Raw genomic sequence first — 25158 nt, forward strand, 5'->3', positions numbered from 1 at the left:
AATCGCACAGCGAAAAATAATTAGAAGATGAGATCGGTTTTCTAACCTGAATGTAGTGAGACAAACCTTTTCTTACTGACGTTAATGTTTTTACGAGCGTCCACTTCTGGCACAAACTAGCCTTATCAGGCTTCTCTTGAGACAGGTACATTTGGCCAACTCCACAAAGCATCCATGAATTTTGTTCGTCATCTGAAAATGACTGCTCTGACAGCCAACAGCCTTAACCAACAACTTCCTCTGCCGTAAAGATTAATAGCTGAAACCAGTATTGATTTGCCCGTCAAATAAAACTACTGTTTGTATATACAGTATTTTGGATAGGGGGATTTATGGCGCGTCGCAGTGATATTGAGCATTCGTTTCGGCAGGCAATCGTCTTTGGGCCGAAAAATGGGCAGAGAACGGTCACTACTCAAGGCTTTGTAAGAGAGCTGGCTAAACATAACTGGAACTGGACATTAAAAGAGGCGAATCAGTGGATTGAGAATTACGTCAGCACCTTTAAAGACATCTCCACCCAGGAGGGCGATAACCGCACTTTCATGCTTTACAACCCGAACGGGGGGCTTTGATATGGGATTCCCGTCGCCAGCGCACGACTACGTAGAGCAGCGAATAAACCTGAACACGGTCTGCGGACTAACGCCAACAGCAGGCGTTATTGATACTGCCACCGGATACGCGATTATTGAAACACAACCGGTCAGAATCGAGCAGGGGGATACTTTGCTTATTGGAGGGAGCGTTGGATTTCAATTTGTACGGCTGCATGGACAGGCATTCGTCACGCCTGATGGTGACGTTTACGAGGGTGAGGGTATGGAGGGGATTCAGGTGATCGGTCTGGTCACTTTTTTTGTAAACAGGGCGGATGAGGACGGCTGCCCGGTGATGTAACATCATATGTTAACTAACAGATCGTTTGCTGACGATTTCAACGGTACAGTGTAATATGCTCGCCAGTCGTTGATGGGGTAGTTATCGTGGAATGTCCACCGCTGTGTCCATCAAGAAGAATCAATCCGCATAGCGAGTTAATAAATTCATATTTATGAAGAACATAAGAAATTTCTCCATTATTGCTCACATCGACCACGGTAAGTCGACGCTGTCTGACCGCATTATTCAAATTTGTGGCGGGTTGTCCGATCGCGAAATGGAAGCCCAGGTGCTGGATTCAATGGATCTGGAGCGTGAACGCGGTATTACCATCAAAGCGCAAAGCGTTACGCTGGATTTCAAAGCCTCCGATGGTGAAACCTATCAACTGAACTTTATCGATACGCCCGGTCACGTTGACTTCTCTTATGAAGTTTCCCGCTCACTGGCAGCCTGTGAAGGCGCATTGCTGGTGGTGGACGCAGGACAAGGCGTAGAAGCGCAGACGCTGGCAAACTGCTACACGGCGATGGAAATGGACCTTGAGGTTGTGCCGGTCCTGAACAAAATTGACCTGCCAGCTGCCGATCCGGAGCGCGTTGCTGAAGAAATTGAAGACATCGTGGGCATTGATGCAACCGATGCCGTTCGCTGTTCAGCGAAAACCGGCGTGGGCGTGGTTGACGTTCTCGAACGTCTGGTACGTGAAATCCCGGCCCCTGAAGGCGACCCGGATGCACCGTTGCAGGCATTGATCATCGACTCCTGGTTTGATAACTACCTGGGCGTTGTGTCTCTCATCCGGGTGAAAAACGGAACCTTACGCAAAGGCGATAAAGTTAAAGTGATGAGCACCGGTCAGGTTTATAATGCCGACCGTTTAGGTATCTTCACGCCGAAGCAGGTCGATCGCACCGAACTGAATTGCGGCGAAGTTGGCTGGTTAGTCTGTGCTATCAAAGACATCCTTGGTGCACCGGTTGGCGATACCCTGACGCTGTCTCGTAACGCCGCCGACAAAGCGCTACCTGGTTTTAAAAAGGTTAAGCCGCAGGTTTATGCGGGCCTGTTCCCGGTAAGTTCTGACGATTATGAGAACTTCCGCGATGCGCTTGGCAAGCTGAGTCTTAACGACGCGTCATTATTCTATGAACCGGAAAGCTCCACAGCGCTGGGCTTTGGTTTCCGCTGCGGCTTCCTCGGTTTGCTGCATATGGAGATAATCCAGGAGCGTCTGGAGCGTGAATACGATCTGGATCTGATTACTACCGCGCCTACCGTTGTGTACGAAGTGGAAACCACGTCGAAAGAGGTTATCTACGTCGACAGCCCATCCAAGCTGCCGCCGCTGAATAACATTCATGAGCTGCGTGAACCCATCGCTGAGTGCCATATGCTGCTGCCTCAGGAATATTTGGGTAACGTCATCACACTGTGTATCGAAAAGCGTGGCGTACAGACCAACATGGTTTACCACGGTAAGCAGGTGGCACTGACCTATGAAATCCCGATGGCGGAAGTGGTTCTCGACTTCTTTGACCGCCTGAAGTCCACTTCCCGCGGCTATGCGTCGCTGGATTACAACTTCAAGCGCTTCCAGGCTTCCAACATGGTGCGTGTTGACGTACTGATCAACAGCGAGCGCGTGGATGCGCTGGCGCTGATCACCCACAATGACAACGCGCCGTACCGTGGTCGCGAGCTGGTAGAAAAGATGAAAGAGTTGATTCCGCGCCAGCAGTTCGACATCGCTATTCAGGCGGCCATCGGCAACCACATTATCGCGCGTTCCACCGTAAAACAGCTGCGTAAAAACGTTCTGGCGAAATGCTATGGCGGTGACGTCAGCCGTAAGAAAAAGCTGCTGCAGAAACAGAAAGACGGTAAGAAGCGAATGAAGCAGGTCGGTAACGTCGAGCTGCCCCAGGAAGCGTTCCTCGCCATTCTGCACGTTGGGAAAGACGGCAAATAACCTTTAAGGAGTTGGCATGGCGAATACGTTTGCCCTGATCCTGGTGATTGCGACCCTGGTTACAGGGTTGCTCTGGTGCCTGGATAAGTTTGTTTTTGCACCAAAGCGTCGTGAGCAACAGGCTGCGGCTCAGCTCGCAACGCAGGATGCGCTCGATAAAAAGACGCTGAAGAAAGTGGGGCCGAAACCGGGCTGGCTGGAAACCGGCGCGTCGGTCTTTCCGGTGCTGGCGATTGTACTGGTCGTGCGCTCGTTTATTTACGAACCTTTCCAGATCCCGTCAGGTTCGATGATGCCCACCCTGCTTATTGGTGACTTCATTCTGGTAGAAAAATTTGCCTATGGCATCAAGGATCCGATTTACCAGAAGACATTGATCGAAACCGGGCACCCGAAACGCGGCGAGATTGCGGTGTTCAAATACCCCGACGATCCTCGTCTGGACTATATCAAGCGTGTGGTTGGTGTTCCTGGCGATAAAGTGAGCTACGATCCGGTGACCAAGCAGGTAACGGTTCAGCCAAATTGCAGTTCTGGCCAGGCCTGTGCGAATGCCTTACCGATAACCTACAGCAACGTTGAGCCGAGCGATTTCGTACAGACCTTTGGTCGTCGTGAAGGCGGTGAAGCAAATAGTGGCTTCTTCCAGATGCCCAAAAGCGAAACCCGCGACGATGGCGTACGTCTGACTGAACGTCAGGAGACGCTGGGCGACGTGACCCACCGCATTCTGACCGTGCCGATTGCCCAGGATCAGCTTGGGATCTATTACAAACAGCAGGGCCAACAGCTGGCGACCTGGATTGTGCCGCCCGGACACTATTTTATGATGGGCGACAACCGCGATAACAGCGCTGACAGCCGTTATTGGGGCTTTGTACCGGAAGCGAATCTGGTAGGTCGGGCAACGGCTATCTGGATGAGTTTCGAGAAACAGGAAGGTGAATGGCCGACCGGCGTGCGTTTAAATCGCATCGGTGGGATTCATTAATTTACCTGGGGTGCAGAACAAATTCTGCACCCCAAATTATTTCAGTTATAAATCCTTCAGACTAACGACATACCTTGTCGTTACGTATAGAATATTCCCCCGAAGTTTAAGGCTGGCCCTACGGGTGCCACAGCACACGAAACCGCGTTGGTTGTTACAGGTCGGTTTCGTGTGCTGCATTGTTGACGCATTCATTCTATTGGTATCGCATGAACCCCATCGTAATAAATCGGCTTCAGCGGAAGCTGGGCTACACTTTTCTACATCAGGAGTTGTTGCAGCAGGCATTAACCCACCGCAGTGCCAGCAGCAAGCACAACGAGCGCCTCGAATTCCTGGGTGACTCCATTTTGAGCTTTGTGATTGCCAATGCGCTTTATCACCGTTTCCCCCGTGTGGATGAAGGTGATATGAGCCGTATGCGGGCAACGCTGGTTCGTGGTAACACGCTCGCAGAAATTGCTCGTGAGTTCGAGCTGGGCGAATGTTTGCGTTTAGGGCCGGGCGAGTTGAAAAGCGGCGGTTTTCGTCGTGAATCTATTTTAGCTGATACGGTTGAAGCCTTAATCGGTGGTGTTTTTCTGGACAGCGACATCCAGACCGTCGAGCGTTTGATCCTGAGCTGGTATCAGACGCGTCTGGATGAAATCAGTCCGGGCGATAAACAAAAAGATCCGAAAACGCGTTTGCAGGAGTTTTTGCAAGGTCGCCACTTACCGCTGCCCTCCTATCTGGTGGTGCAGGTGCGGGGCGAAGCGCACGATCAGGAATTTACTATCCACTGCCAGGTCAGTGGCCTGAAAGAGCCGGTGGTTGGCACAGGGTCAAGCCGCCGTAAGGCTGAGCAGGCTGCCGCCGAACAGGCACTGAAAAATCTGGAGCTGGAATGAGCACTGAAGAAAAAAGTTATTGTGGCTTTATCGCCATCGTTGGTCGTCCTAACGTTGGTAAATCGACCTTACTGAACAATCTGCTGGGGCAGAAAGTGTCGATCACGTCGCGAAAAGCGCAGACGACGCGGCACCGTATCGTGGGCATTCACACGGAAGGGGCTTATCAGGCTATCTATGTGGATACCCCCGGTCTGCACATGGAAGAAAAACGCGCCATTAACCGCCTGATGAACAAGGCGGCGAGCAGTTCCATTGGTGATGTTGAACTGGTGATCTTTGTGGTTGAGGGCACCCGCTGGACGCCGGACGACGAAATGGTGCTGAATAAACTGCGTGACGGTAAGGCACCGGTTATCCTGGCAATCAACAAAGTTGATAACGTGCAGGAAAAAGCGGACCTGTTGCCACATCTGCAGTTCCTCGGCAGCCAGATGAACTTCCTTGATATCGTGCCGATCTCTGCTGAGACCGGTTTTAACGTCGATACAGTTGCAGGCATCGTGCGCAAGCATCTGCCGGAAGCGATTCACCATTTCCCGGAAGATTACATCACCGATCGTTCTCAGCGCTTCATGGCCTCTGAGATCATTCGTGAAAAGCTGATGCGTTTCCTGGGGGCGGAACTGCCATACTCGGTCACCGTTGAAATTGAGCGTTTCGTTGCCAATGAGCGCGGCGGCTATGACATCAACGGTCTCATCCTGGTGGAACGTGATGGGCAGAAGAAAATGGTGATTGGCAACAAGGGTGCCAAAATCAAAACCATCGGTATTGAAGCTCGTAAAGATATGCAGGAGATGTTCGAAGCCCCGGTACACCTGGAGCTTTGGGTGAAGGTGAAATCCGGTTGGGCCGACGATGAACGCGCACTTCGTAGTCTCGGTTACGTCGACGATCTCTGATCCTCGTCATCTTTCAGGCTGCATAGACGTTGGCTACGCTTGTTCGTTCCCGTCACATAGCTATCTATGCGCCAGGGGGCTGGCAAGCTTGCCGCCTTCCTGCAACCTGAACGCCATAGAGTATAAGCATTAATGGAAGGCTGGCAGCGCGCCTTCGTTCTGCATAGTCGTCCCTGGAGCGAAACCAGCCTGATGCTGGACGTCTTCACGGAAGAGTCGGGTCGCGTGCGCCTTGTTGCCAAAGGTGCACGTTCCAAACGTTCTAACCTCAAAGGCGCATTACAGCCCTTTACCCCTCTGCTGGTGCGCTTTGGTGGCCGCGGCGATGTCAAAACGCTACGCAGCGCGGAAGCCGTTTCGCTGGCGCTCCCGCTCAGCGGTATCTCCCTTTACAGCGGCTTGTACGTTAACGAACTCATTGCACGCGTCCTTGAACAGGAAACCCGCTTTTCTGAACTCTTCTTTGATTATCTGCACTGCATTCAGGCACTGGCGGGGGCGGCAGGATCCCCAGAACCCGCCCTGAGGCGCTTTGAACTGGCCCTGCTCGGGCACCTGGGCTATGGCGTGGATTTCCTGCATTGTGCAGGTAGCGGCGAGGCTGTGGAAGACACCATGACCTACCGCTACCGTGAAGAAAAAGGGTTTATCGCCAGCGTGGTGATAGATAACACCACCTTTACCGGCCGCCAACTGCGCGCGCTGGCTGAACGTGAATTTCCTGATATGGACACCCTCAGGGCGGCTAAACGCTTTACCCGCATAGCGCTAAAGCCGTATCTTGGAGGTAAACCGCTGAAGAGTCGGGAATTGTTCCGGCAGTTCATGCCGAAGCGAGCAACCAAAACGAATAATGAAGAATGAGGATTGTCATGTCTGAATTACTGTTGGGCGTCAACATCGACCATATCGCCACCCTGCGCAATGCGCGCGGTACCGCCTACCCGGATCCGGTGCAGGCGGCGTTTATTGCCGAACAGGCAGGGGCAGATGGCATTACGGTGCATTTGCGTGAGGACCGTCGCCACATCACTGACCGCGATGTGCGCGTGCTGCGTCAGACGCTGGATACGCGCATGAACCTCGAAATGGCGGTAACCGAAGAGATGCTGGCGATTGCCGTCGAGACACAGCCGCATTTTTGCTGTCTGGTACCGGAAAAGCGCCAGGAGGTGACCACCGAAGGCGGCCTTGATGTGGCAGGCCAGCGCGACAAAATGCGCGACGCCTGCAAACGTCTGGCGGATGCGGGCATCCTGGTTTCGCTGTTTATCGATGCTGACGTTGAGCAAATCAAAGCCGCAGCCGATGTCGGTGCCCCCTATATCGAAATTCACACTGGCTGTTACGCCGAAGCGAAAAACGAAACCGCGCAGGCGCATGAGCTTGAGCGTATTGCCAAAGCCGCAACCTACGCGGCAAGCCTCGGTCTGAAAGTGAACGCCGGGCACGGTCTCACATACCATAACGTTCAGGCAATCGCGCGTCTGCCGGAAATGCATGAACTCAACATTGGTCACGCGATTATTGGCCGGGCGGTCATGAGCGGCCTTAAAGAAGCCGTTGCAGAAATGAAGCGTCTGATGGTGGAAGCGCGTAAGTAATGGCGATTCTGGGGCTGGGGACGGACATTGTTGAAATCGCCCGTATTGAAGCGGTGATCGCCCGCAGTGGCGATCGGCTGGCAAAACGTGTACTCAGTGACTACGAGTGGACAATCTGGGAAACGCACCAGCAACCGGTGCGCTTTCTTGCTAAACGTTTTGCGGTGAAGGAAGCTGCCGCCAAGGCCTTTGGCACCGGCATTCGTAACGGGCTCGCCTTTGACCAGTTTGAAGTTTATAACGATGCGCTCGGTAAGCCCTGTCTGCGCTTATGGGGCGAAGCGTTACTGCTGGCAGAAAAGCTTGGGGTGACACATATGCACGTCACACTGGCAGATGAACGCCGCTATGCCTGCGCGACGGTTATCCTCGAAAGTTAGAGTTTATCAGCGTGATGCAGTAGCACGAACTTATCCCACAGCTGCTCTTCGCTCTCAGGATGTGCCGGATCTTTCAGAATGGTATTGGGGATCGGGCACACTTTCTGGCAGGTTGGCGTCTCATAATGACCGACGCATTCGGTACAGCGATCGCTGTTAATCTCATAGATGCTGTCGCCCATCGTAATGGCCTCATTAGGACATTCCGGTTCGCACATATCGCAATTGATGCATTTTTTAGTGATTAACAGCGCCATCAGGAAAATCTCAGAAACCTCACACAAACAGGGCGGGAATTATACGCGCATTCCCTGCTCAGACCAGTTTTTTCACCAACTCTTCACTCTGACGGATACGATCCGGCGCATGGTCGAGATCCTGCTGGATCAGCGCCATAAAGAGCACATCCACCAGCATCATCTGCGCGCTGGACGATGAGATGGCCGCACTGCGCGTGGCCTGCTCTTCAGCAATCGTATATAAACAGCGGGTGGCGCGCTGCTGAAGCGCATTAGGCGTAAAACCGGTGATAGCCAGAATTTTTCCACCGACACGCAAGGTTTCATCCGCAGCCATATTGATCTCGCGGCGTTCGCCGGAATACGAAACCGGTAGCAGGAGATCCTGAGGCGACATCGCCTGCACGATAGCCAGCAGAGCATGCATGTCCTGCTCTGCAACCGCGTTGAGGCCAATCTTCATCAGTTTCCAGCCAAAGTTTCGTGCCACCAGACCCGACGCACCAATACCGGTAATTACAATCCGCCTGGCATTACGCAGCATCTCGACGCTTTCGCGAAGCTTCTCTTCACTGTTTACGTCAAGCGTAGCGCGCATCGCACTCAGGTTTTCATTGATGAGCTTTTCACCCACCACGCGCAGCGGATCGTCGCCGCGAATGTGGTTATGCACGGTTACTGACCAGGGCTCAGGCGCACTGACCAGCGCTTCGCTGAGCGCCAGCTTCAGAGCCGGAAAACCTTTATACCCAAGCTTCTGCGCAAATTTCACCACGCTTGACTGACTCACGCCGGCATCGGCCGCCAGCTGCTGTGAGCTTAAATGGCGCGCCAGTTCAGGATGAGTCAGCAGGAAATCAGCAAGTTTCCTGTCGCTCTGGGCAAACCCGGCATAACGCTGGCGAATGTGCATCAAACAATTCATAACCACTCCGGTGCAAAAATGTGACGACAATTACAAACAGCCATGTTACGCAGGCAGATGAATTTTATATTCCAGATTATTACGGTTATTATGAATTAAAAATTCCTTAGGAGCAAAAAATGAATCTGGGCGCACTGGTATCAGAAACGCGTAATCCACAGACGATGGATTTAGACGCCTTATCAACCCTTGAGCTTGTTACCCGTTTTAACCAGCAGGATGCGCTGGTTGCCGACGCCGTTAAAACAACCTTACCCGACGTCGCCCGCGCGGTAGAGGCGGCGGCGGCCTCCCTTAAAGCAGGGGGGCGCATTATTTATATGGGGGCGGGGACCAGCGGGCGACTGGGTGTGCTGGATGCCTCTGAATGTCCGCCGACCTTTGGTGTCGAACACGGGCTGGTCGTGGGGCTGATTGCCGGAGGGCCGGGGGCGCTGCTTAAAGCGGTTGAAGGGGCGGAAGATAATGCCCAACTGGGTGAGGACGACCTGGTGGCCCTCACGCTTAAGCCGCAGGATCTGGTGGTCGGACTGGCCGCGTCCGGGCGCACACCTTATGTCATTGGTGGACTACAGTTTGCCCGCCGTTCGGGCTGCACCACGGTCGCCATCTCCTGTAATCCGGACTCTCCCATTGCGCATGAAGCCGATATCGCCATCTCACCAGTGGTGGGCCCGGAAGCGCTTACCGGCTCCACGCGGTTGAAATCCGGTACTGCGCAAAAACTGGTACTGAACATGATCTCTACCGGGGCGATGGTGAAATTTGGCAAGGTTTACCAGAACCTGATGGTGGATATGAAAGCGACTAACGTGAAGCTGATAGACAGAGCCTGTCGGATGTTAATGGAAGCGACGGGAGTAACCCGTAAGGAGGCGGAAACTGTGCTTAAGCAAACGGAATATGAGGTTAAGCCCGCCATTTTAATGGTGTTGAGCGGTCTTGATGCGACAGCAGCCAGAACCCGACTTGAACATCACCAGGGTTTTTTACGGGCAGCATTAGAAAACTAAAGAGGCAGTGATGGAGAAGACAGCGGCGCTCGCCAGCGGCATCCTTACGGGTGTCGGTGGGAAAGGTAATATTCTGCGGCTCGAAAACTGTATGACACGCGTGCGTATTGAGTTGCATGACGACGACAGGTTAAATCTTACAGGCATAAAAAAGCTAACCGGTATCAGCGGCTACGTAAAACAGGGCCAGCAGCATCAGTTTATCGTTGGGCCCGGAAAAGCCGCTCAGGTGGTAGAGGCAATGCATGCACGCATGGCGGAGGAGGCAGTCACGCCAGGTTTTGACGACATAGATCGCACCAAAGCGCAGGCAAAAGCCAGATACAAAGCCCCGATGAGTGATGCTTTGCGTCAGCTGGCTAACGTTTTTATTCCGCTCATTCCGGCTTTTATCGCATCTGGACTCATTACCGGCATTATCAACATCTTAAAACGCCCTGATATCGTCGGTGACTTTGCCACGCAATACCCCAACATGCTTGGACTGCTGGGCATTTTTGGCAGCGCGGTCTTTGCCATTATGAGCATTCTGGTGGGGGTAAACACGGCGAAAGTGTTTGGCGGCTCTCAGGCGCTCGGTGGCGTGATGGCCGGTATCCTTTCCAGCCCACAGCTCGCTCAAATCACGCTTTTTGGTGAAAGCTTACAACCGGGGCGCGGCGGGGTGATCGCCGTTCTGCTGGTAGTGGGATTGATGTGTTGGATTGAAAAACGTCTTCGGCGCATTTTACCCGGTTCGGTCGAGTTGATCCTCAACCCGCTGTTAACGACCCTGATTGCAGGGACGGTCGCAATCGTGGCCCTGCAGCCGTTGGGCGGCATTATTTCTGAAGCCATCGCCCACGGGGCCACCTGGGCCATCGAGCGTGGCGGCCTGCTCGTGGGGGCAGTACTTGCAGGCACTTTCCTGCCGCTGGTGCTGACGGGGCTGCACCAGGGACTGGTGCCTATTCACGTCGAACTGGTCCAGGCGCATGGTTACAATGCGCTGTTGCCGATTCTGGCCATGGCGGGAGTAGGGCAGGTAGGGGCCGCTATCGCCGTGCTGATGAAAACCCGTAACATCCGGCTCAAAAAAGTCATTAAAGGCGCGTTGCCGGTTGGGTTATTAGGGGTGGGAGAACCTCTCATCTTTGGTGTCACCCTGCCTTTGGGTAAACCTTTTCTGGGGGCCTGTCTGGGGGGCGCTGTAGGTGGAGCAGTAATCGGCTATACGAAAGTGGCAACGGTGATTACGTTTGGTATTTCTGGATTGCCGCTCGCATTAACTATCGTTACCGGAAAAGTGATGCTCTATCTGTTAGGCTATCTGGTAGCGGTTTTTGCCGGCTTCCTGTTCACCTGGCTTTTAGGTTTCAACGATCCTGAGGAGTAACATTTGACTACCAGTGAGCGTCGCGTTGTTTTTTTTGATCTTGATGGCACGTTGCACCAGCAGGACATGTTCGGCACTTTTCTGCGCTATGTTCTGCGTCATCACCCGCTGAATGTTCTGCTGGTATTGCCTGTACTGCCGGTTATCGGCATTGCACTTCTTGTCAAAGGCCGGGCGGCGCGCTGGCCTATGAGCCTGCTGCTGTGGGCCTGTACCTTTGGCTATAGCGAAGCGCATATGAAGAAACTGGAGCAGAAATTTGCCACCTGGTTTCGGGGGCAGGTGACAGCATTCCCGGTGGTCCAGGAGCGTCTCACGCAGTATCTGCTGGCTTCCGATGCTGATATCTGGCTGATTACCGGCTCACCGCAGCCGCTGGTGGAGCAGGTCTATTTTGATACCCCCTGGCTGCCGCGTGTGAACATCATCGCCAGCCAGATTGGGCGTCGTTATGGTGGCTGGGTACTGACGATGCGCTGTCTCGGTCATGAAAAAGTGGCGCAGCTTGAGCGGCAAATCGGTACGCCACTGCGGCTTTACAGCGGCTACAGCGACAGCAAACAGGATAACCCACTGCTTTATTTCTGCCAGCACCGCTGGCGGGTGACTCCTCAGGGTAAGCTCCAGCAGCTGGAATGAGTGATGTGCAATACATAGCGGGTGTGTATAATGCGCCCCGCTTGTTAACTGGAGTCCTCCCCCTTGTCCAACCCTGAACTGAATCATGAATACTGGATGCGCCACGCCTTAACCCTGGCAAAACGTGCATGGGATGAAGGCGAAGTGCCCGTTGGCGCCGTGCTGGTGCACAACAACCAGGTGATTGGTGAAGGCTGGAATCGCCCGATAGGTCGCCACGATCCTACCGCGCACGCCGAGATCATGGCGCTACGTCAGGGGGGGATGGTGCTGCAAAACTACCGGCTTATCGACACCACGTTATATGTGACGCTGGAGCCCTGCGTGATGTGCGCAGGCGCAATGGTGCATGGTCGCATCGGGCAGGTGGTTTTCGGGGCGCGCGATGCCAAAACCGGCGCTGCGGGTTCACTGCTGGACGTACTGCAGCATCCGGGAATGAACCATCGTCCTGAGGTTATCGAAGGGGTATTGCGGGACGAGTGTGCAGTTATACTGAGCGACTTCTTCCGTCAGCGCCGTCTCGAAAAAAAAGCCCTCCGAAAAGGGCCTGACGCGCTTATTTGACCTTTGCTGGCACCGGTACCGTCAGCCTGTCTGGCACCAGAAGCGGATTGCGTGGGAAGGCGTCACTGGGATTGGGATTAAACGCACTAAAGGGCATCACACCGTAGGGCGTTTTATTAAACTCATCTGCCCCCACCACCGGGTAACTCTGCGCCATTTTCAACGTCTTCGCGGCCTGCTTCTCTTTTTCCTGCAAATAACCCACCAGACTGATTTCATACTTACGAATATTTTCCACGTAGGCATAGGCTTCATGCCCGCGCGCGTAACCATAGGTCAGTTTACTGTACCAGGGCTTCTGACTCAGCATAGGAAGCCGTTGCTTTACATCCGACCAGCTGTCGGGATTACCCTTCGTTTTAACGGTCAGCGCTCTGGCATCCAGCATATGGGCATACCCCATATTGTACGCCGCGAGGGCAAACCAGATGCGCTCCTCAGCGGGGACGGTTTCCGGCACTTTCGCCATCATATCCTGCAGGTAACGCGCGCCGCCGCTGATGCTCTGTTCCGCGTCTGTACGATCGCTCAGGCCCAGGCTCTGGGCCGTATTTTTAGTGAGCATCATCAGGCCGCGCACCCCGGTTGGCGAGGTAGCCTGGGTGTCCCAGTGCGACTCCTGATAAGAGATGGCAGCCAGCAGACGCCAGTCAATTTCCTGCGCGTATTTCGTAAACAGTGGCTGGAGTTCAGGCAGGACGCTATCCACTGCCCGCAGGAAACTACGCGTATCCACGTAATCGAAATCCTCCCCGTGACCCAGATATTTCTCCTCCAGGCGTGCCAGCGTCCCGTCTTCGTTGATGTTGTTGTAGAAGTCGAGCATCGCGGCGGAGAGCGTATTGTCATTATCACGGCGGGTAAACCAGGTCACCGGTTGTTCATCACTGATGTCGAGAGCCACCGCGAGTTCGGGATGGACGCGCTGAAACAAACTGATGGCAACAGAGTCGGCAACCGTATAACTGAGCTTACCGTTCACCACCTGCTCCAGCAGCTCGGTGGTGCCTGCCTTCTCATCCACTTTCCAGCTCAGTTCGGGAAATTTCTTCTCTTTTAGTTCACGTAGATCGTTGATGGCGACGTGGCCGGGCGCGATGGTTAACTGGCTGTCGTTTACGGTTGCCAGCGTTCGGGGGCGATAGCTGCCGACACGGTAGACCAGCTGTTGGGAGACCCAGTAGTAAACCGGACCTGGCTGGTAGTGCTGAATGCGATCGCTGTTGTAGACCAGGCCGGCGGCAAGCATGTCGGCCCGGCCCTCGTCCAGGTCATCAAACAGCTGACTGATATTTTGCCTGACGGTGACGTGCAGTTTTACCCCCAGGTACCTGGCAAACTGCTGCGCCAGTTCATAGTCGAGGCCGTAGGGCTTTTCGTCTACGTTTGTATAGGTCATCGGAGTGACAATGGTGCTGATACGAAGCTCACCGCGCGCCTTAATGGCAGCAATGCGATTCTCAGCTTTGCCGAACCAGGGGACAGAAGGCCATAGCGCGGCTGCCAGCAGAAGGGTAACGATGCCTATGAGCAGATAATTAATCTTAAATTTTTTCAATTAGTTAATTCTCTGCGCCGTGCGTCGCCCAAGTGAAAAGCCGCTATCAATACCAGGGGGTTTATTCGTAATTGAGCGGCATTTTGCGCAACAATACGCCAGTTGGCAACTAATTAGCGAAGGGGCGCATCGGCATAGCCAACTGGCGCAGGCAATTTTATTTCGACGCAAACGGTTTCGTCGCTGCTCAGGATTCACTATAATGACGCCCGTTTTCCCCCTGATGCACACTTAAAGCTTCGACGACGAGAGACTTATGATGGAAATTCTGCGTGGTTCGCCTGCACTGTCCGCATTTCGTATCAACAAACTGCTGGCGCGTTTTCAGGCAGCCCAGCTCCCGGTGAGCAACATTTACGCTGAGTATGTCCATTTTGCCGACGTGAATGACCGGTTGAACGAGGAAGAACTGACCCGACTGCAGCGCCTTCTGAAGTACGGCCCAAGCTTAAGCAGCCATACCCCGTCCGGCAAATTGCTCCTCGTGACGCCTCGCCCTGGCACTATCTCTCCCTGGTCTTCTAAAGCAACGGATATCGCTCATAACTGCGACCTGGCCAAAATCAATCGTCTGGAGCGCGGAGTGGCGTACTACGTTGAGGCCTCCACGCTGACCGAGGCGCAGTGGGGGAGTGTTGCCGCAGCGCTGCATGACCGCATGATGGAGACCGTCTTTACCGCAGAAGCGGAGGCGGCAACGCTGTTTGAACACCATCAGCCAGCACCGGTGCAGAGCGTAGATCTGCTTGGTGAGGGACGTCAGGCGCTGATTGATGCAAACGTGCGTCTGGGCCTGGCGCTGGCGGAAGACGAAATAGATTATCTCCAGGAGGCGTTCAGCCGTCTTGGCCGGAACCCTAACGATATTGAGCTGTACATGTTCGCGCAGGCTAACTCCGAACACTGCCGCCACAAAATTTTTAACGCCGACTGGGTCATTGACGGTGAACAGCAGCCGAAGTCGCTGTTCAAAATGATCAAAAACACCTTCGAAAAGACCCCTGACTATGTGCTGTCTGCCTATAAAGACAACGCGGCGGTCATGGAAGGGTCAGAGGTCGGGCGTTTCTTTGCTGACCATGAGAGCGGGCGTTATGACTTCCACCAGGAAGCCGCACATATTCTGATGAAAGTCGAAACCCACAACCACCCGACGGCAATCTCGCCGTGGCCGGGTGCGGCAACGGGGTCCGGTGGTGAGATTCGTGACGAAGGTGCAACCGGTCGTGGCGCCAAACCCAAAGCGGGTCTGGTGGGCTTCTCTGTCTCGAACCTGCGTATTCCGGGCTTTGAACAGCCGTGGGAAGAGGACTTCGGTAAGCCTGAGCGTATCGTTACTGCGCTGGATATTATGACCGATGGCCCGCTGGGCGGTGCAGCCTTTAACAACGAATTTGGTCGCCCCGCGCTCACCGGTTACTTCCGTACTTATGAAGAAAAAGTGAACAGCCACAACGGTGAAGAGCTGCGCGGTTACCACAAACCCATCATGCTGGCAGGCGGCATCGGCAATATCCGTGCTGACCATGTGCAGAAAGGTGAAATCACTGTCGGTGCGAAACTGATTGTGCTGGGCGGCCCGGCGATGAACATCGGTCTGGGCGGTGGTGCTGCCTCGTCTATGGCTTCCGGTCAGTCCGATGCGGACCTGGATTTTGCCTCCGTTCAGCGCGACAACCCGGAAATGGAACGTCGCTGTCAGGAGGTGATTGACCGCTGCTGGCAGCTGGGCGATGCCAACCCGATTCAGTTTATTCACGATGTAGGCGCAGGTGGCCTGTCGAACGCCATGCCGGAGCTGGTGAGCGACGGCGGGCGCGGCGGCAAATTCCAGCTGCGTGACATCCTGAGCGATGAACCGGGCATGAGCCCGCTTGAGATCTGGTGTAACGAATCTCAGGAGCGTTATGTGCTCTCCGTGGCGGCCGACCAGCTTCCGTTGTTTGACGAGCTATGCCGCCGCGAGCGCGCGCCCTATGCCGTGATTGGTGAGGCGGTGGAAGAGCAGCATCTGACGATGAACGACAGTCACTTCGACAACCAGCCAATCGACCTGCCGCTGGATGTGCTGTTGGGCAAAACCCCGAAAATGACCCGCGATGTGCAGACCCGCCAGGCAGCTGGCGAAGCCATTGATTCACGGGAGATCTCCATTGCTGACGCGGTCAATCGCGTACTGCATCTGCCTGCTGTTGCTGAGAAAACCTTCCTGGTGACCATTGGCGACCGTACCGTCACCGGGATGGTGTCACGCGACCAGATGGTTGGCCCGTGGCAGGTTCCGGTAGCGAACTGTGCGGTCACTACCGCCAGTCTCGACAGCTATTACGGTGAAGCCATGTCTATCGGCGAACGCGCCCCGGTGGCGCTGCTGGATTTCGCGGCCTCCGCCCGTCTGGCAGTGGGAGAGTCGCTGACCAACATGGCGGCGACACAAATTGGCGCCCTTAACCGCATTAAACTTTCTGCAAACTGGATGTCTGCCGCCGGGCACCCCGGTGAAGATGCGGGCCTTTACGACGCGGTGAAAGCCGTCGGCGAAGAGCTTTGCCCGGCGCTGGGTCTGACCATTCCGGTGGGTAAAGACTCGATGTCGATGAAAACCCGCTGGCAGGACGGTAATGAACAACGTGAGATGACTTCGCCGCTGTCGCTGGTGATCACCGCCTTTGCCCGCGTAGAGGATGTGCGCCGCACCGTAACGCCACAGCTCTCCAGCGAAGACAATGCCCTGTTGCTGATTGATCTGGGTAAAGGGCATAACGCGCTGGGGGCGACTGCGCTGGCGCAGGTTTATCGCCAGTTGGGTGATAAAACCGCCGATGTGCGTGACGTCGAGCAACTGAAAGGCTTCTGGAATGCGATGCAGACGCTGGTGGCAGAAGAGAAGCTGCTGGCCTGGCATGACCGTTCTGACGGTGGCCTGCTGGTCACGCTTGCCGAGATGGCCTTTGCCGGTCACTGCGGCGTGAATGTTGATATCGCTGCCCTGGGTAACGATCACCTGGCCGCTCTGTTCAATGAAGAGCTGGGTGGGGTGATTCAGGTGCGCGCCGCGGATCGCGAAGCGGTTGAGGCGCTGCTGGCGGCAAACGGTCTGGCGGATTGTGTTCACTACCTTGGTCAGGCCACCGCGAGCGATCGCTTTGTGATTGAAGCCGCTGGTCAGGCGGTGTTCAGCGAAAGCCGCACCACCCTGCGTATGTGGTGGGCGGAAACGACCTGGCAGATGCAACGCCTGCGTGATAACCCGGAATGTGCAGACCAGGAACACGAAGCGAAAGCGAATGATGCCGATCCGGGCCTGAACGTGAAGCTCTCCTTCGATATCAACGAAGACATTGCGGCACCGTATATTGCGACCGGCGCACGCCCGAAAGTGGCCGTACTGCGTGAGCAGGGTGTGAACTCCCATGTGGAGATGGCGGCCGCCTTCTACCGTGCGGGCTTTGATGCCATTGATGTACACATGAGCGATCTGCTGGCTGGGCGTACCGGTCTGGACGATTTCCAGGCGCTGGTGGCCTGCGGCGGGTTCTCTTACGGTGACGTGCTGGGGGCGGGCGAGGGTTGGGCGAAATCGATTCTGTTCAACAACCGCGTGCGTGATGCGTTCGAAACCTTCTTCCACCGTCCACAGACCCTGGCCCTGGGCGTCTGTAACGGCTGCCAGATGATGTCTAACCTGCGTGAGCTGGTGCCGGGCAGTGAACTGTGGCCACGCTTTGTACGCAACCATTCTGACCGCTTCGAGGCGCGTTTCAGCCTGGTTGAAGTCACGCAAAGCCCGTCGCTGCTGCTGCAGGGCATGGTAGGTTCGCAAATGCCGATCGCCGTTTCCCACGGCGAAGGGCGTGTGGAAGTGCGTGATGACGCGCACCTGGCCCAGCTTGAAAGCAAAGGGCTGGTGGCGCTGCGCTTCGTTGATAACTTCGGCAAAGTGACCCAAACCTATCCGGCAAACCCGAACGGTTCACCAAACGGGATCACGGCGGTGACCAACGAAAGTGGTCGTGTAACCCTGATGATGCCACATCCGGAACGTGTGTTCCGCACCGTAAGCAACTCCTGGCACCCGGAAAACTGGGGCGAAGATAGCCCGTGGATGCGCATTTTCCGTAACGCCCGTAAGCAGCTGGGTTAACCCGGTCTGTGACGCCCGGCCCGTGTGGTCGGGCGTACCCGCGCTTTCCAGGTGTTTATCTGTAGGACAGCGCTGGCGATATTGAGTACAATCGTTTCCGGTGCTAACAGGGAAGGGGACGGTTATGAAGCTGATTAAAAAGGTAAAATTAAGCTTTACGCAGGGAGCCTCTGACAAGGTTTATGAGGTGGATCTCTGTGAACAGCCAGGCAACGAGGCAAATCGTTACTGGGTGAATTTTCGCTATGGCCGACGCGGCGCTACGCTGCGGGAGGGGACTAAAACCCCTGCGCCCGTTGATCTCGCCCAGGCCGAGGCTATTTTCGCAAGCGTGGTGGTTGCCAAAACCAACAAAGGCTACGTTGAAGCCGGTTCCCTTTCTCCGTCCGCAGTCAGCACTTTCTCCTCGTCGTTACCCACCTTACTGCGCCAAATCCATCGCATTAACGCAAGCGAACAGCGTGCCCGCAGCATATGGCGACTGCCGCAGCAGCCGGATGACATGCTGGCCGACTGGCTGGAAAAGGGGCTTAACGAGCAGCACCACTGGCTGGAAAATTACGCCCGCCTCTGGGTGCTGGGCCGGGTGGGTAATCAACGCCACCTCACGCGGGTGAAGCCGTTTCTGACAAGCCACTCTGCCCCATTAAGCAGCCTGGCGTATGAAGTGTGCCTGCGCCTTGGCGACGATGATGATAGTGCGCTGCAAAGGGAGCAATTGCTGGCCGCGTTACCCCAGGAGCTGGTCAATGCCTTAGCAGCTAACGACCCTGAGTTACTGGATGCCTGCCTCCGGCATACGGTAACGGAGCACAATCCGGATGCCAGCGCGTTACTGAAAACGCTCTATCTGGCGGCCCTGGAGAGCGTGCCCTTGCACCAGAGCCTGCTTCGCCTCCTGACCACTTTGCCTCTGCGCCCCGGGCTGTTTAAAGGGGTACGCTATCTGTTCAAAATGGCGGAATTCCGTCTCGACGCCCCCATGTTTGCGCTGCTGGCCTGGCGCTTTGATACCACGCGCGAATATTACGCCGCCGAGTGGGATGGCGTCTGGGTAAATGGCGTGGGCTATCTTAAACCCAGCCAGGAGCTGTTGCGTGACGACAGCCGGCTGGCTTACTCGCGCAAAACCCGCAATTACCTGCGTCGCCGTAGCTGGCGCGCTCTGCGTCGGCTCGGTGCCCGTGGTGATACGCGTTATGTCGATATGGCCTGCGCCATTCTGCTGCGTTATCAGGAAGAGAGTCTGCTGCCAGAAAAGCAGAGTGAAGCGGGCGTCTATACCAGCGATGCGCATCTCTTCGTATGGAACGCCATTCTGCGTTTGCGTCACCCTCACTATCAGCGCCACCGGCAAAGAGCATTATGGCTTCGGGTTGACGATACCCCTGACGACAGCCGTCATGAGGCGTTTCCGGCATTATGGGATAAACGGCCTGATGCGTTGCTGATGTTATTAAACGCGAGTGACAGTGACGCGGTCTGCGCCTTTGCAATCAGGGCACTGCAAGAGAATCGGGGTTTCTGTGAGGCGTTGTCCGAGAGCCAGCTAACCCAGTTGCTGGCGCGCCCTTTTACCCGTATTGCTGATTTTGTGCTGTCGCTTCTGGCTGACCGTTCGCTTAGCCCTGCGCTTTTGGTCGCGCTTATCCATTGCGCTCATCCACAGGCTCGCGCCCTGGCACTGACCCACCTGAACAACGTGAGCGACCTGTTCGATGACACGGCGCTTGCGGTTGCCCTTATGCTGGCTGACGATGCGCAAATCAGAGGTTGGTCAGAAGGGCACCTTGCCCGCCAGCCGCTGACCCTTGAGCAGCAGGAGTCGCTGACGCAGGCGCTTTTTTTACAGCTTAACGCCGCGCACACCCGTATTTCTGAACAACATGCGCTCTGGCTGGCTACCATTATGATGAGCCATTTGCATGCTTCGTTACCCTTACTGACGACAGAGGCCATCAGCGGGCTGCTGGCCCATGACGATACGGGCGTACAACTTTTAGCTGCTGAGTTGCTGGTGGGGTCCGATGTCACGCTGGACCGTCTCCCGCAACCGCTTCTGGCGCACCTTCACCAGTCTCCCGTTGCGGCTATCCGCGCCGCTGGTATCGCTCTGTTGGGTAAACAGAGTCCGGCGTTGCTGCAATTGCAATTACCCCATCTGATTGCGCTTCTCGGTCAGGGAGAGAGGGAGGAGCGGCAGGCCTGCTTCGCCCTTCTGGGGCAGCTGGCGGAACACTATGCGCCTGATGTTTTTACGGCGCTGCTGCCTTTAGTCTTTCAAAAGGAGCCACAGGAGGGCACGCATGAGGCGCTCCTGAGCTTCTTCACGCAAAAGCTCAGTGCCAGCCTGGCTACGCTTGATAACAACACGCTCTGGCGGCTGCTCAACGCCAGGTCGCCTGGTGCGCAGAAACTGGGCGATACCATCCTCCAGACCCGCTCGCCGCAAGAGTGGAGCGTTAGTCAGTGGGTTGCGCTGGCAAATCATCCTGACCATCACGTTCGCGCATACGGCTTGCGGGCCTTTACTGAACACCCCGATGTGCTACGGGAACAGAGTAAAGCCGCACTGGGGCTTGTCGAGAGTGACTGGCCTGCCACCCGCGAATTCGGATTTGCCTATCTGCGCCAGTACATGCCTGACTCCGTATGGACTCCGGATATGATTGTTAACCTGTGTGACAGCAGCCGTGAAGATGTGCAGGCATGGGGGCGGGAGCTGTTGCAGACTTTCTTCCGGCACGAGCAGGGAGAGACCTATTTATTAAAGCTGAGCCAGCACCCCTCTCTGACGGTACAGACGTTCGTGACGCATTTTTTTGAAGAGTACGCGGCCGGAAAGCCCGCCGTTATCCTGGCGCTGAAACCCTGTTTCCTGGCCATCCTATCTCAGGTCAACCGTGGGCGTGTTGCGAAGGACAGAACCCTGGCCTTTCTGACGCAGCAGGCGGCGGCGAGTCCGCAGGTGCTTGAAATGGTTGCCTCTTTACTCACCCGCCTGTCGCTGACCGTCGTGCAGAAAGACAAGGCCCCGCTGATTAAGGCGATGTTGCAACTGCAACGGCAGCATCCTCATCTGAATCTACCACTGGCTATCATCACCCGACCCGGACAAGGAGCGCCTCATGCAGGTTAATTATCGCTATCAGGGAAAGAGTCACGCGCAGGCGTCGGGACTGACCTTCTCGCCGGATAGCTTGCGTCCACCGACGTTTTTTGTCGGTGAACTGAAGCAAAAGCTGGCGTTTCGCGAGGCTATTTCGGCGCTGCATAACGTGGTGGTGTCAGATATGCGTTTCCGGCCGAAAGACAAAACCGAGTATCGCAACTGGTTAGCGGGGGAAGAGCAGCGGTTATTGGCGGCATTTATTGCGCAAAAAAGCCAGCTTGAACAAGAGGTCGGGAAGCTAAGCGGGCAACTGGATGCCATGAACAAAGCGGCCACGACTCTGCTTGCACCTTATCACCAGGCGCAAAAAGCCTATTTTAGTTATCTCTATAAAAACGATATCGACGCCTGGTATGTGCTGGACCCGGTTATCACCGTACATCCTGATGAAGTGTTCTTTGAATGTTTTTCTGAGGATGAATCAAGCTATGGAAAACTGAGCTGCCATTACGATGTTTTCAACCATATCAGCGAGCATGCCTTTGGCACGACCAATATTGACTATTCCGAAGGTCTCTACCAGGCGTTTCAGAAGATCCGTGATTACCACCCGACGCAGTTAAAAATCGACCCGGACGGCTTTGCCGTAAAAACCGATGGCACGGTATACGACGAGAAGAAGATCGACCTGCCGGACAGCTGGGTGCGGGGCTTTTTACAGGTCAGTTCAGCAATGACTCTGCCAAAGGTGAATTTCTCGCTTGAGCCTATGGATATGCACAATATTTGCTTTCGGCTCAGGCGTAAAAAAGAGCGAAACGGACCGCGGTCGCTGCGTTTTGAACTGTTGCCGGGCCAGCCGGTGCGGATCATCTTCGAACCCTGGAACGAAACGCTGGTCTGTCCCCGCTCGCTGTACAACGGCGACCAGCCGCGTTCCATTCGTATCTGGGGGCGGCGCAGGCTGCATATCCTTGAGCGTCTGATCCCGGTCGCTGAAAAATTTGATGTCGCTCTTCTGGATGATGGAATGCCTTCATTCTGGACAGCCGATTTAGGGGCGATGAGTTTTACGCTCGGCCTGTCCGGCTGGAGCGCAAACGACTGGTCGGCCCAGGGCAATTTTGATCTGCTCGCGCCACGCCAGACGGTCGATACCCTGACGCTGGAGCGCGTCTATCAGGCGCTCAGCACGCGCCACCTGGCGTCAAGCGCCGCACTTGCCGCCGAACTTGGGCTGGAAGAGAGCATCGTAAAAGCGGCGCTGGCGGGCTACAGCCAGCGCGGGCAGGTGCTGTATGACTTAAACAAGGATGTCTACCGTATACGCGCCCTCTGTCGGGAGCCCATTCCGCTGGAACAGCTGCGTTTCAGCCATGAACGGGAAGAAAAAGCCGTTAATTTCGTCAACGCCGGGCTCGTCAAGGTGGAAAACTGCGCCGGCAATACGGCAGGAATGGCCTGTCAGGGGCAGGTTCTGGACAACGCCGTGCGTTACAGGGTCTCCCTCACTCTGGATGGAGACCAGCGGTTGACGGCGGGGGAGTGCAATTGCCACTTTTACCATCAGAACCGCCTGCGTCGCGGTCCGTGCGAACATATGCTGGCATTGCGGCTGGCAGTCAGGGTAAAAGCATGATGAAAAGGACTTTTTCAGCTGGTATACTCGATTTTAATAGCGGCGTGGCGCAGGAACCTTGCATCCCGGATGGTGGATCGCCATTCAGGTTTTATGACTGCCCACGCGTCACTGATGTCATCTTCACTGGGCAGAGTGTGAGTACCTGTCACTATTGCAGTATGGCTTCAACGAAGCCAATGAGTGACAGGTACTCCACTCTGCGTCGAGTGGATAACCTCAGTACCAGGAACGCTTCGAAGACCTGTTCCGCCACGCCGCTACCCCTCCCGTTCATCACCCTCTCCGCTTGCGCATCACGCTCAGGGAGTGTTCGTTATGTCTGAATCACCAAAACTCACCCGCCAGCAAATTTACGAACGTATCCGTGAATCCAGCAAAGAGGAGTACATCCTTTCGGAAATGATCCGGCTTGGGTTCTGGGATGAAACCCAGGAAAAACCGACGCTCACGAAGGAATTTATTTCGCAACGCGCGGCGTTACAAAAACAGCTGGCCGAACTGGGGCAAAAGCAGCGGCTCTACAGCGACCCGCAGCTCGCGTTACGGGAGATGCACAGGACACGGAAAAAAGCAGCGCTGGAGAAACGAGAGCAAACCCGTATTGCCCGTAATGAAGCGCGTTATGCCCGTGCAGTGCAATGGCATCAGAAACAGCAGACGGAAATTACCTGGCTTGGGGAGGGCTATTCGTTTGATCTGGCGGATACCGCGCACAACGAAGCCCGGCTACGCGCACAACATCTGCCTCTGCTGGCTGACAGCCAGGCACTGGCCTCGGCGATGGGCATTACCCTTAATGAGTTGCGGTTTCTCTGCTTTCAGAAAAATGTTTCCCGCATCAATCACTACCGACGTTTTACCCTTGCCAAAAAAAGCGGCGGCGAGCGGCTGATTTCGGCCCCGATGCCACGAATGAAACGTGCGCAGTACTGGATCCTGGATAACATTCTGAACCGGGTGACGTTGCACGATGCCGCGCACGGCTTTGTGAATGGTCGCAACATTCTGAGTAACGCACTGCCGCATGTGAATCAGGCCATTGTGGTCAACCTGGATATGGAAAACTTTTTTCCGACGGTGAACTACCGCCGTGTCAGAGGGATGTTTCGCCAGTTAGGTTATGCCGGGCAGCTCGCCACAGAGCTTGCGCTGTTAACCACAGAGCCTGAGGTTGAGCAGGTTATGCTGGATGGCGAAACCTGGTATGTGCAGGAGGATAATCGTCTCCTTCCGCAGGGGGCACCAACGAGTCCGGCCATCTCCAATATTATCTGCCGACGGCTCGACAGCCGCCTGCAGGCGATGGCCCGCAAACTCGGCTTTGTTTATACCCGTTATGCTGATGACATGACCTTTTCCAGTGCGCAATCCACAGCCAATGTTCAGCAACTCCTCTGGCGCTGCAGGCAGATTGTTAAGGATGAAGGATTCACCCTTCATCCGGCTAAAACGCGGGTGATGCGTAAATCCCAAAAGCAGGAAGTGACCGGTATTGTGGTGAATGAAAAACCCTCACTGGATCGCAAAACGCTAAAACGATTTCGTGCCCTGCTGTTTCAGATTGCGAAAGATGGAACCGAAGGAAAGCGCTGGGGGGCGGGTGAACTGATGGCGAGCCTCGAGGGATACGCTAACTTTGTGGCGATGGTAGCGCCTGAAAAAGGGATAGCCCTGCAAAAACAGGTCACCGATCTTAAGCGGCAGTACGGCTATCCCACTCCGCCGGGCCGTATTACGGCGCTGAATAAGAAGCTGTTTCGTGCGAAGGCCGCCCGGGGAGAAGCGCCGCGGGAAAACTGGTGGCAGGCACAACATTCCCCGGCACCGGTTCTGGAAAAAACTGCCCGGCAACAGGATGCCCTGGCGCCCGTATCGGTAGCGGCAGTTAACCCGGTCCCGCAAACGCCGCCTGATGACCCGCCACGCCCGACGGCTGAAACACCGCGTTCACCCTTACGGCTCTGGGTGGTGCTGATTCTTGTTTTGCTGGTGTTTATCGTGGCGCGAATGCTGTAAACGTTAACTACGTCATGTTGTAGTGTCGGGAAAATGCGACAAACGCCTGATCGAGGTGTCTCTAAAAGGAGACACTTAAGTTATTGATTTATATAGAACAGAAAAAGCGAAGCAGAGGGTGTTGCTAATCAGCGACAGTTAGCATGCAAATCATCCAGTCGCATTCAGAATGGCTTTGGAGTAAATGACTTTATTTTCAATATGTTAATAAATAAATTTGCATTCTGGCATGGCTGTTGCATAATATAAACCAGTGGCTCATTCACCCTCTTATGTCAGCCCCTTCGGGACGCGCTACATAAAC

20 protein-coding genes and 1 pseudogene are annotated in these 25158 nt (G+C 55.1%); 17 read left to right on the top strand and 4 right to left on the bottom strand.

Annotated elements, in window-relative coordinates; all coding sequences use genetic code 11:
• The first annotated feature begins 332 nt into the window (after window positions 1–332).
• The 9 genes from KXR87_RS08630 (at window position 333) to acpS (ending at window position 7624) form a co-directional block, all read left to right on the top strand.
• Window positions 333–575 (top strand): DNA polymerase V, encoded by a 243-nt coding sequence (locus tag KXR87_RS08630; protein WP_437431853.1) that lies wholly within the window; start codon window positions 333–335, stop codon window positions 573–575.
• 1 nt (window position 576) lies between these two features.
• Window positions 577–900: a hypothetical protein gene (locus KXR87_RS08635; RefSeq protein ID WP_437431854.1), complete on the top strand. Its 324-nt coding sequence runs from the start codon at window positions 577–579 to the stop codon at window positions 898–900.
• A 154-nt stretch (window positions 901–1054) separates the two neighbouring features.
• Window positions 1055–2854 (top strand): translation elongation factor 4, encoded by a 1800-nt coding sequence (gene lepA, locus KXR87_RS08640; protein ID WP_437431855.1) that lies wholly within the window; start codon window positions 1055–1057, stop codon window positions 2852–2854.
• A gap of 16 nt (window positions 2855–2870) precedes the next feature.
• A complete protein-coding gene (gene lepB / locus KXR87_RS08645) occupies window positions 2871–3845 on the top strand; it encodes a signal peptidase I (protein WP_437431856.1) in 975 nt (324 codons plus the stop codon).
• Between the two features lie 209 nt (window positions 3846–4054).
• Entirely contained in the window at window positions 4055–4735 is a 681-nt protein-coding gene (gene rnc / locus KXR87_RS08650; protein ID WP_437431857.1) for a ribonuclease III, read from the top strand.
• Window positions 4732–5640: a GTPase Era gene (gene era / locus KXR87_RS08655; protein WP_437431858.1), complete on the top strand. Its 909-nt coding sequence runs from the start codon at window positions 4732–4734 to the stop codon at window positions 5638–5640. The genes rnc and era overlap by 4 nt, the downstream gene beginning before the upstream one ends.
• Window positions 5641–5772: 132 nt before the next feature.
• Complete coding sequence (gene recO, locus KXR87_RS08660; protein ID WP_437431859.1) at window positions 5773–6504, top strand: DNA repair protein RecO; 732 nt, start codon at window positions 5773–5775, stop codon at window positions 6502–6504.
• An 8-nt stretch (window positions 6505–6512) separates the two neighbouring features.
• The gene (pdxJ, locus tag KXR87_RS08665; RefSeq protein ID WP_437431860.1) at window positions 6513–7244 is read left to right on the top strand and encodes a pyridoxine 5'-phosphate synthase; all 732 of its coding nucleotides are present in this window, start codon (window positions 6513–6515) and stop codon (window positions 7242–7244) included.
• Window positions 7244–7624 carry a holo-ACP synthase gene (gene acpS / locus KXR87_RS08670; RefSeq protein ID WP_437431861.1) on the top strand — a complete coding sequence of 127 codons (381 nt, stop codon included), beginning with the start codon at window positions 7244–7246 and terminating at the stop codon, window positions 7622–7624. The genes pdxJ and acpS overlap by 1 nt, the downstream gene beginning before the upstream one ends.
• Here acpS and KXR87_RS08675 read toward each other — a convergent pair.
• Both KXR87_RS08675 and KXR87_RS08680 read right to left on the bottom strand, forming a co-directional pair.
• On the bottom strand, window positions 7621–7881 hold the full coding sequence (locus tag KXR87_RS08675) for a YfhL family 4Fe-4S dicluster ferredoxin (protein WP_437431862.1): 261 nt from the start codon (window positions 7879–7881) through the stop codon (window positions 7621–7623). The genes acpS and KXR87_RS08675 overlap by 4 nt on opposite strands.
• 58 nt (window positions 7882–7939) lie before the next feature.
• A complete protein-coding gene (locus KXR87_RS08680; protein WP_437431863.1) occupies window positions 7940–8788 on the bottom strand; it encodes a MurR/RpiR family transcriptional regulator in 849 nt (282 codons plus the stop codon).
• A 119-nt stretch (window positions 8789–8907) separates the two neighbouring features.
• Between KXR87_RS08680 and murQ the strand changes: the two genes are divergently transcribed.
• From murQ to tadA, 4 genes and pseudogenes are all read left to right on the top strand, one after another.
• Complete coding sequence (gene murQ / locus KXR87_RS08685) at window positions 8908–9801, top strand: N-acetylmuramic acid 6-phosphate etherase (RefSeq protein ID WP_437431864.1); 894 nt, start codon at window positions 8908–8910, stop codon at window positions 9799–9801.
• Between the two features lie 10 nt (window positions 9802–9811).
• Window positions 9812–11176 (top strand): PTS transporter subunit EIIC, encoded by a 1365-nt coding sequence (locus KXR87_RS08690; RefSeq protein ID WP_437431865.1) that lies wholly within the window; start codon window positions 9812–9814, stop codon window positions 11174–11176.
• Window positions 11177–11179: 3 nt separating this feature from the next.
• Window positions 11180–11815, top strand: coding sequence for a phosphatidylglycerophosphatase C (gene yfhb / locus KXR87_RS08695; RefSeq protein ID WP_437431866.1), 636 nt, complete (start codon window positions 11180–11182; stop codon window positions 11813–11815).
• Window positions 11812–12382 (top strand): annotated as a pseudogene (tadA, locus tag KXR87_RS08700) (tRNA adenosine(34) deaminase TadA). Before yfhb ends, tadA begins: the two are co-directional and overlap by 4 nt.
• On the opposite strand, the gene mltF reads toward tadA, so the two are convergent.
• Window positions 12375–13940, bottom strand: a complete 1566-nt coding sequence (mltF, locus tag KXR87_RS08705; protein WP_437431867.1) for a membrane-bound lytic murein transglycosylase MltF — start codon at window positions 13938–13940, stop codon at window positions 12375–12377. The pseudogene tadA and the gene mltF sit on opposite strands and share 8 nt — an antisense overlap.
• A 256-nt stretch (window positions 13941–14196) precedes the next feature.
• Between mltF and purL the strand changes: the two genes are divergently transcribed.
• From purL to KXR87_RS08720, 3 genes are all read left to right on the top strand, one after another.
• Window positions 14197–18084, top strand: a complete 3888-nt coding sequence (gene purL / locus KXR87_RS08710) for a phosphoribosylformylglycinamidine synthase (RefSeq protein WP_437431868.1) — start codon at window positions 14197–14199, stop codon at window positions 18082–18084.
• Window positions 18085–18208: 124 nt separating this feature from the next.
• Window positions 18209–21223 carry a WGR domain-containing protein gene (locus tag KXR87_RS08715; RefSeq protein WP_437431869.1) on the top strand — a complete coding sequence of 1005 codons (3015 nt, stop codon included), beginning with the start codon at window positions 18209–18211 and terminating at the stop codon, window positions 21221–21223.
• Window positions 21213–22835, top strand: coding sequence for a hypothetical protein (locus KXR87_RS08720; RefSeq protein ID WP_437431870.1), 1623 nt, complete (start codon window positions 21213–21215; stop codon window positions 22833–22835). Before KXR87_RS08715 ends, KXR87_RS08720 begins: the two co-directional genes overlap by 11 nt.
• 151 nt (window positions 22836–22986) lie before the next feature.
• Here KXR87_RS08720 and KXR87_RS08725 read toward each other — a convergent pair whose 3' ends face one another.
• Entirely contained in the window at window positions 22987–23112 is a 126-nt protein-coding gene (locus KXR87_RS08725) for a hypothetical protein (protein ID WP_437431871.1), read from the bottom strand.
• 41 nt (window positions 23113–23153) lie between these two features.
• Between KXR87_RS08725 and KXR87_RS08730 the strand changes: the two genes are divergently transcribed.
• Window positions 23154–24854 carry a reverse transcriptase family protein gene (locus KXR87_RS08730; protein WP_437431872.1) on the top strand — a complete coding sequence of 567 codons (1701 nt, stop codon included), beginning with the start codon at window positions 23154–23156 and terminating at the stop codon, window positions 24852–24854.
• Window positions 24855–25158 lie beyond the last annotated feature (304 nt).

The sequence above is a fragment of the Yokenella regensburgei genome (assembly GCF_051486985.1).
Taxonomy (GTDB): domain Bacteria; phylum Pseudomonadota; class Gammaproteobacteria; order Enterobacterales; family Enterobacteriaceae; genus CBFFRJ01.

Bases quoted from the DNA above. Each gene is read 5' to 3' on its own strand.
- KXR87_RS08630 (WP_437431853.1), top strand. From the start codon at position 333: ATGGCGCGTCGCAGTGATATTGAGCATTCGTTTCGGCAGGCAATCGTC.
- KXR87_RS08635 (WP_437431854.1), top strand. From the start codon at position 577: ATGGGATTCCCGTCGCCAGCGCACGACTACGTAGAGCAGCGAATAAAC.
- lepA (WP_437431855.1), top strand. From the start codon at position 1,055: ATGAAGAACATAAGAAATTTCTCCATTATTGCTCACATCGACCACGGT.
- lepB (WP_437431856.1), top strand. From the start codon at position 2,871: ATGGCGAATACGTTTGCCCTGATCCTGGTGATTGCGACCCTGGTTACA.
- rnc (WP_437431857.1), top strand. From the start codon at position 4,055: ATGAACCCCATCGTAATAAATCGGCTTCAGCGGAAGCTGGGCTACACT.
- era (WP_437431858.1), top strand. From the start codon at position 4,732: ATGAGCACTGAAGAAAAAAGTTATTGTGGCTTTATCGCCATCGTTGGT.
- recO (WP_437431859.1), top strand. From the start codon at position 5,773: ATGGAAGGCTGGCAGCGCGCCTTCGTTCTGCATAGTCGTCCCTGGAGC.
- pdxJ (WP_437431860.1), top strand. From the start codon at position 6,513: ATGTCTGAATTACTGTTGGGCGTCAACATCGACCATATCGCCACCCTG.
- acpS (WP_437431861.1), top strand. From the start codon at position 7,244: ATGGCGATTCTGGGGCTGGGGACGGACATTGTTGAAATCGCCCGTATT.
- KXR87_RS08675 (WP_437431862.1), bottom strand. From the start codon at position 7,881: ATGGCGCTGTTAATCACTAAAAAATGCATCAATTGCGATATGTGCGAA.
- KXR87_RS08680 (WP_437431863.1), bottom strand. From the start codon at position 8,788: ATGAATTGTTTGATGCACATTCGCCAGCGTTATGCCGGGTTTGCCCAG.
- murQ (WP_437431864.1), top strand. From the start codon at position 8,908: ATGAATCTGGGCGCACTGGTATCAGAAACGCGTAATCCACAGACGATG.
- KXR87_RS08690 (WP_437431865.1), top strand. From the start codon at position 9,812: ATGGAGAAGACAGCGGCGCTCGCCAGCGGCATCCTTACGGGTGTCGGT.
- purL (WP_437431868.1), top strand. From the start codon at position 14,197: ATGATGGAAATTCTGCGTGGTTCGCCTGCACTGTCCGCATTTCGTATC.
- KXR87_RS08715 (WP_437431869.1), top strand. From the start codon at position 18,209: ATGAAGCTGATTAAAAAGGTAAAATTAAGCTTTACGCAGGGAGCCTCT.
- KXR87_RS08720 (WP_437431870.1), top strand. From the start codon at position 21,213: ATGCAGGTTAATTATCGCTATCAGGGAAAGAGTCACGCGCAGGCGTCG.
- KXR87_RS08725 (WP_437431871.1), bottom strand. From the start codon at position 23,112: ATGAACGGGAGGGGTAGCGGCGTGGCGGAACAGGTCTTCGAAGCGTTC.
- KXR87_RS08730 (WP_437431872.1), top strand. From the start codon at position 23,154: ATGTCTGAATCACCAAAACTCACCCGCCAGCAAATTTACGAACGTATC.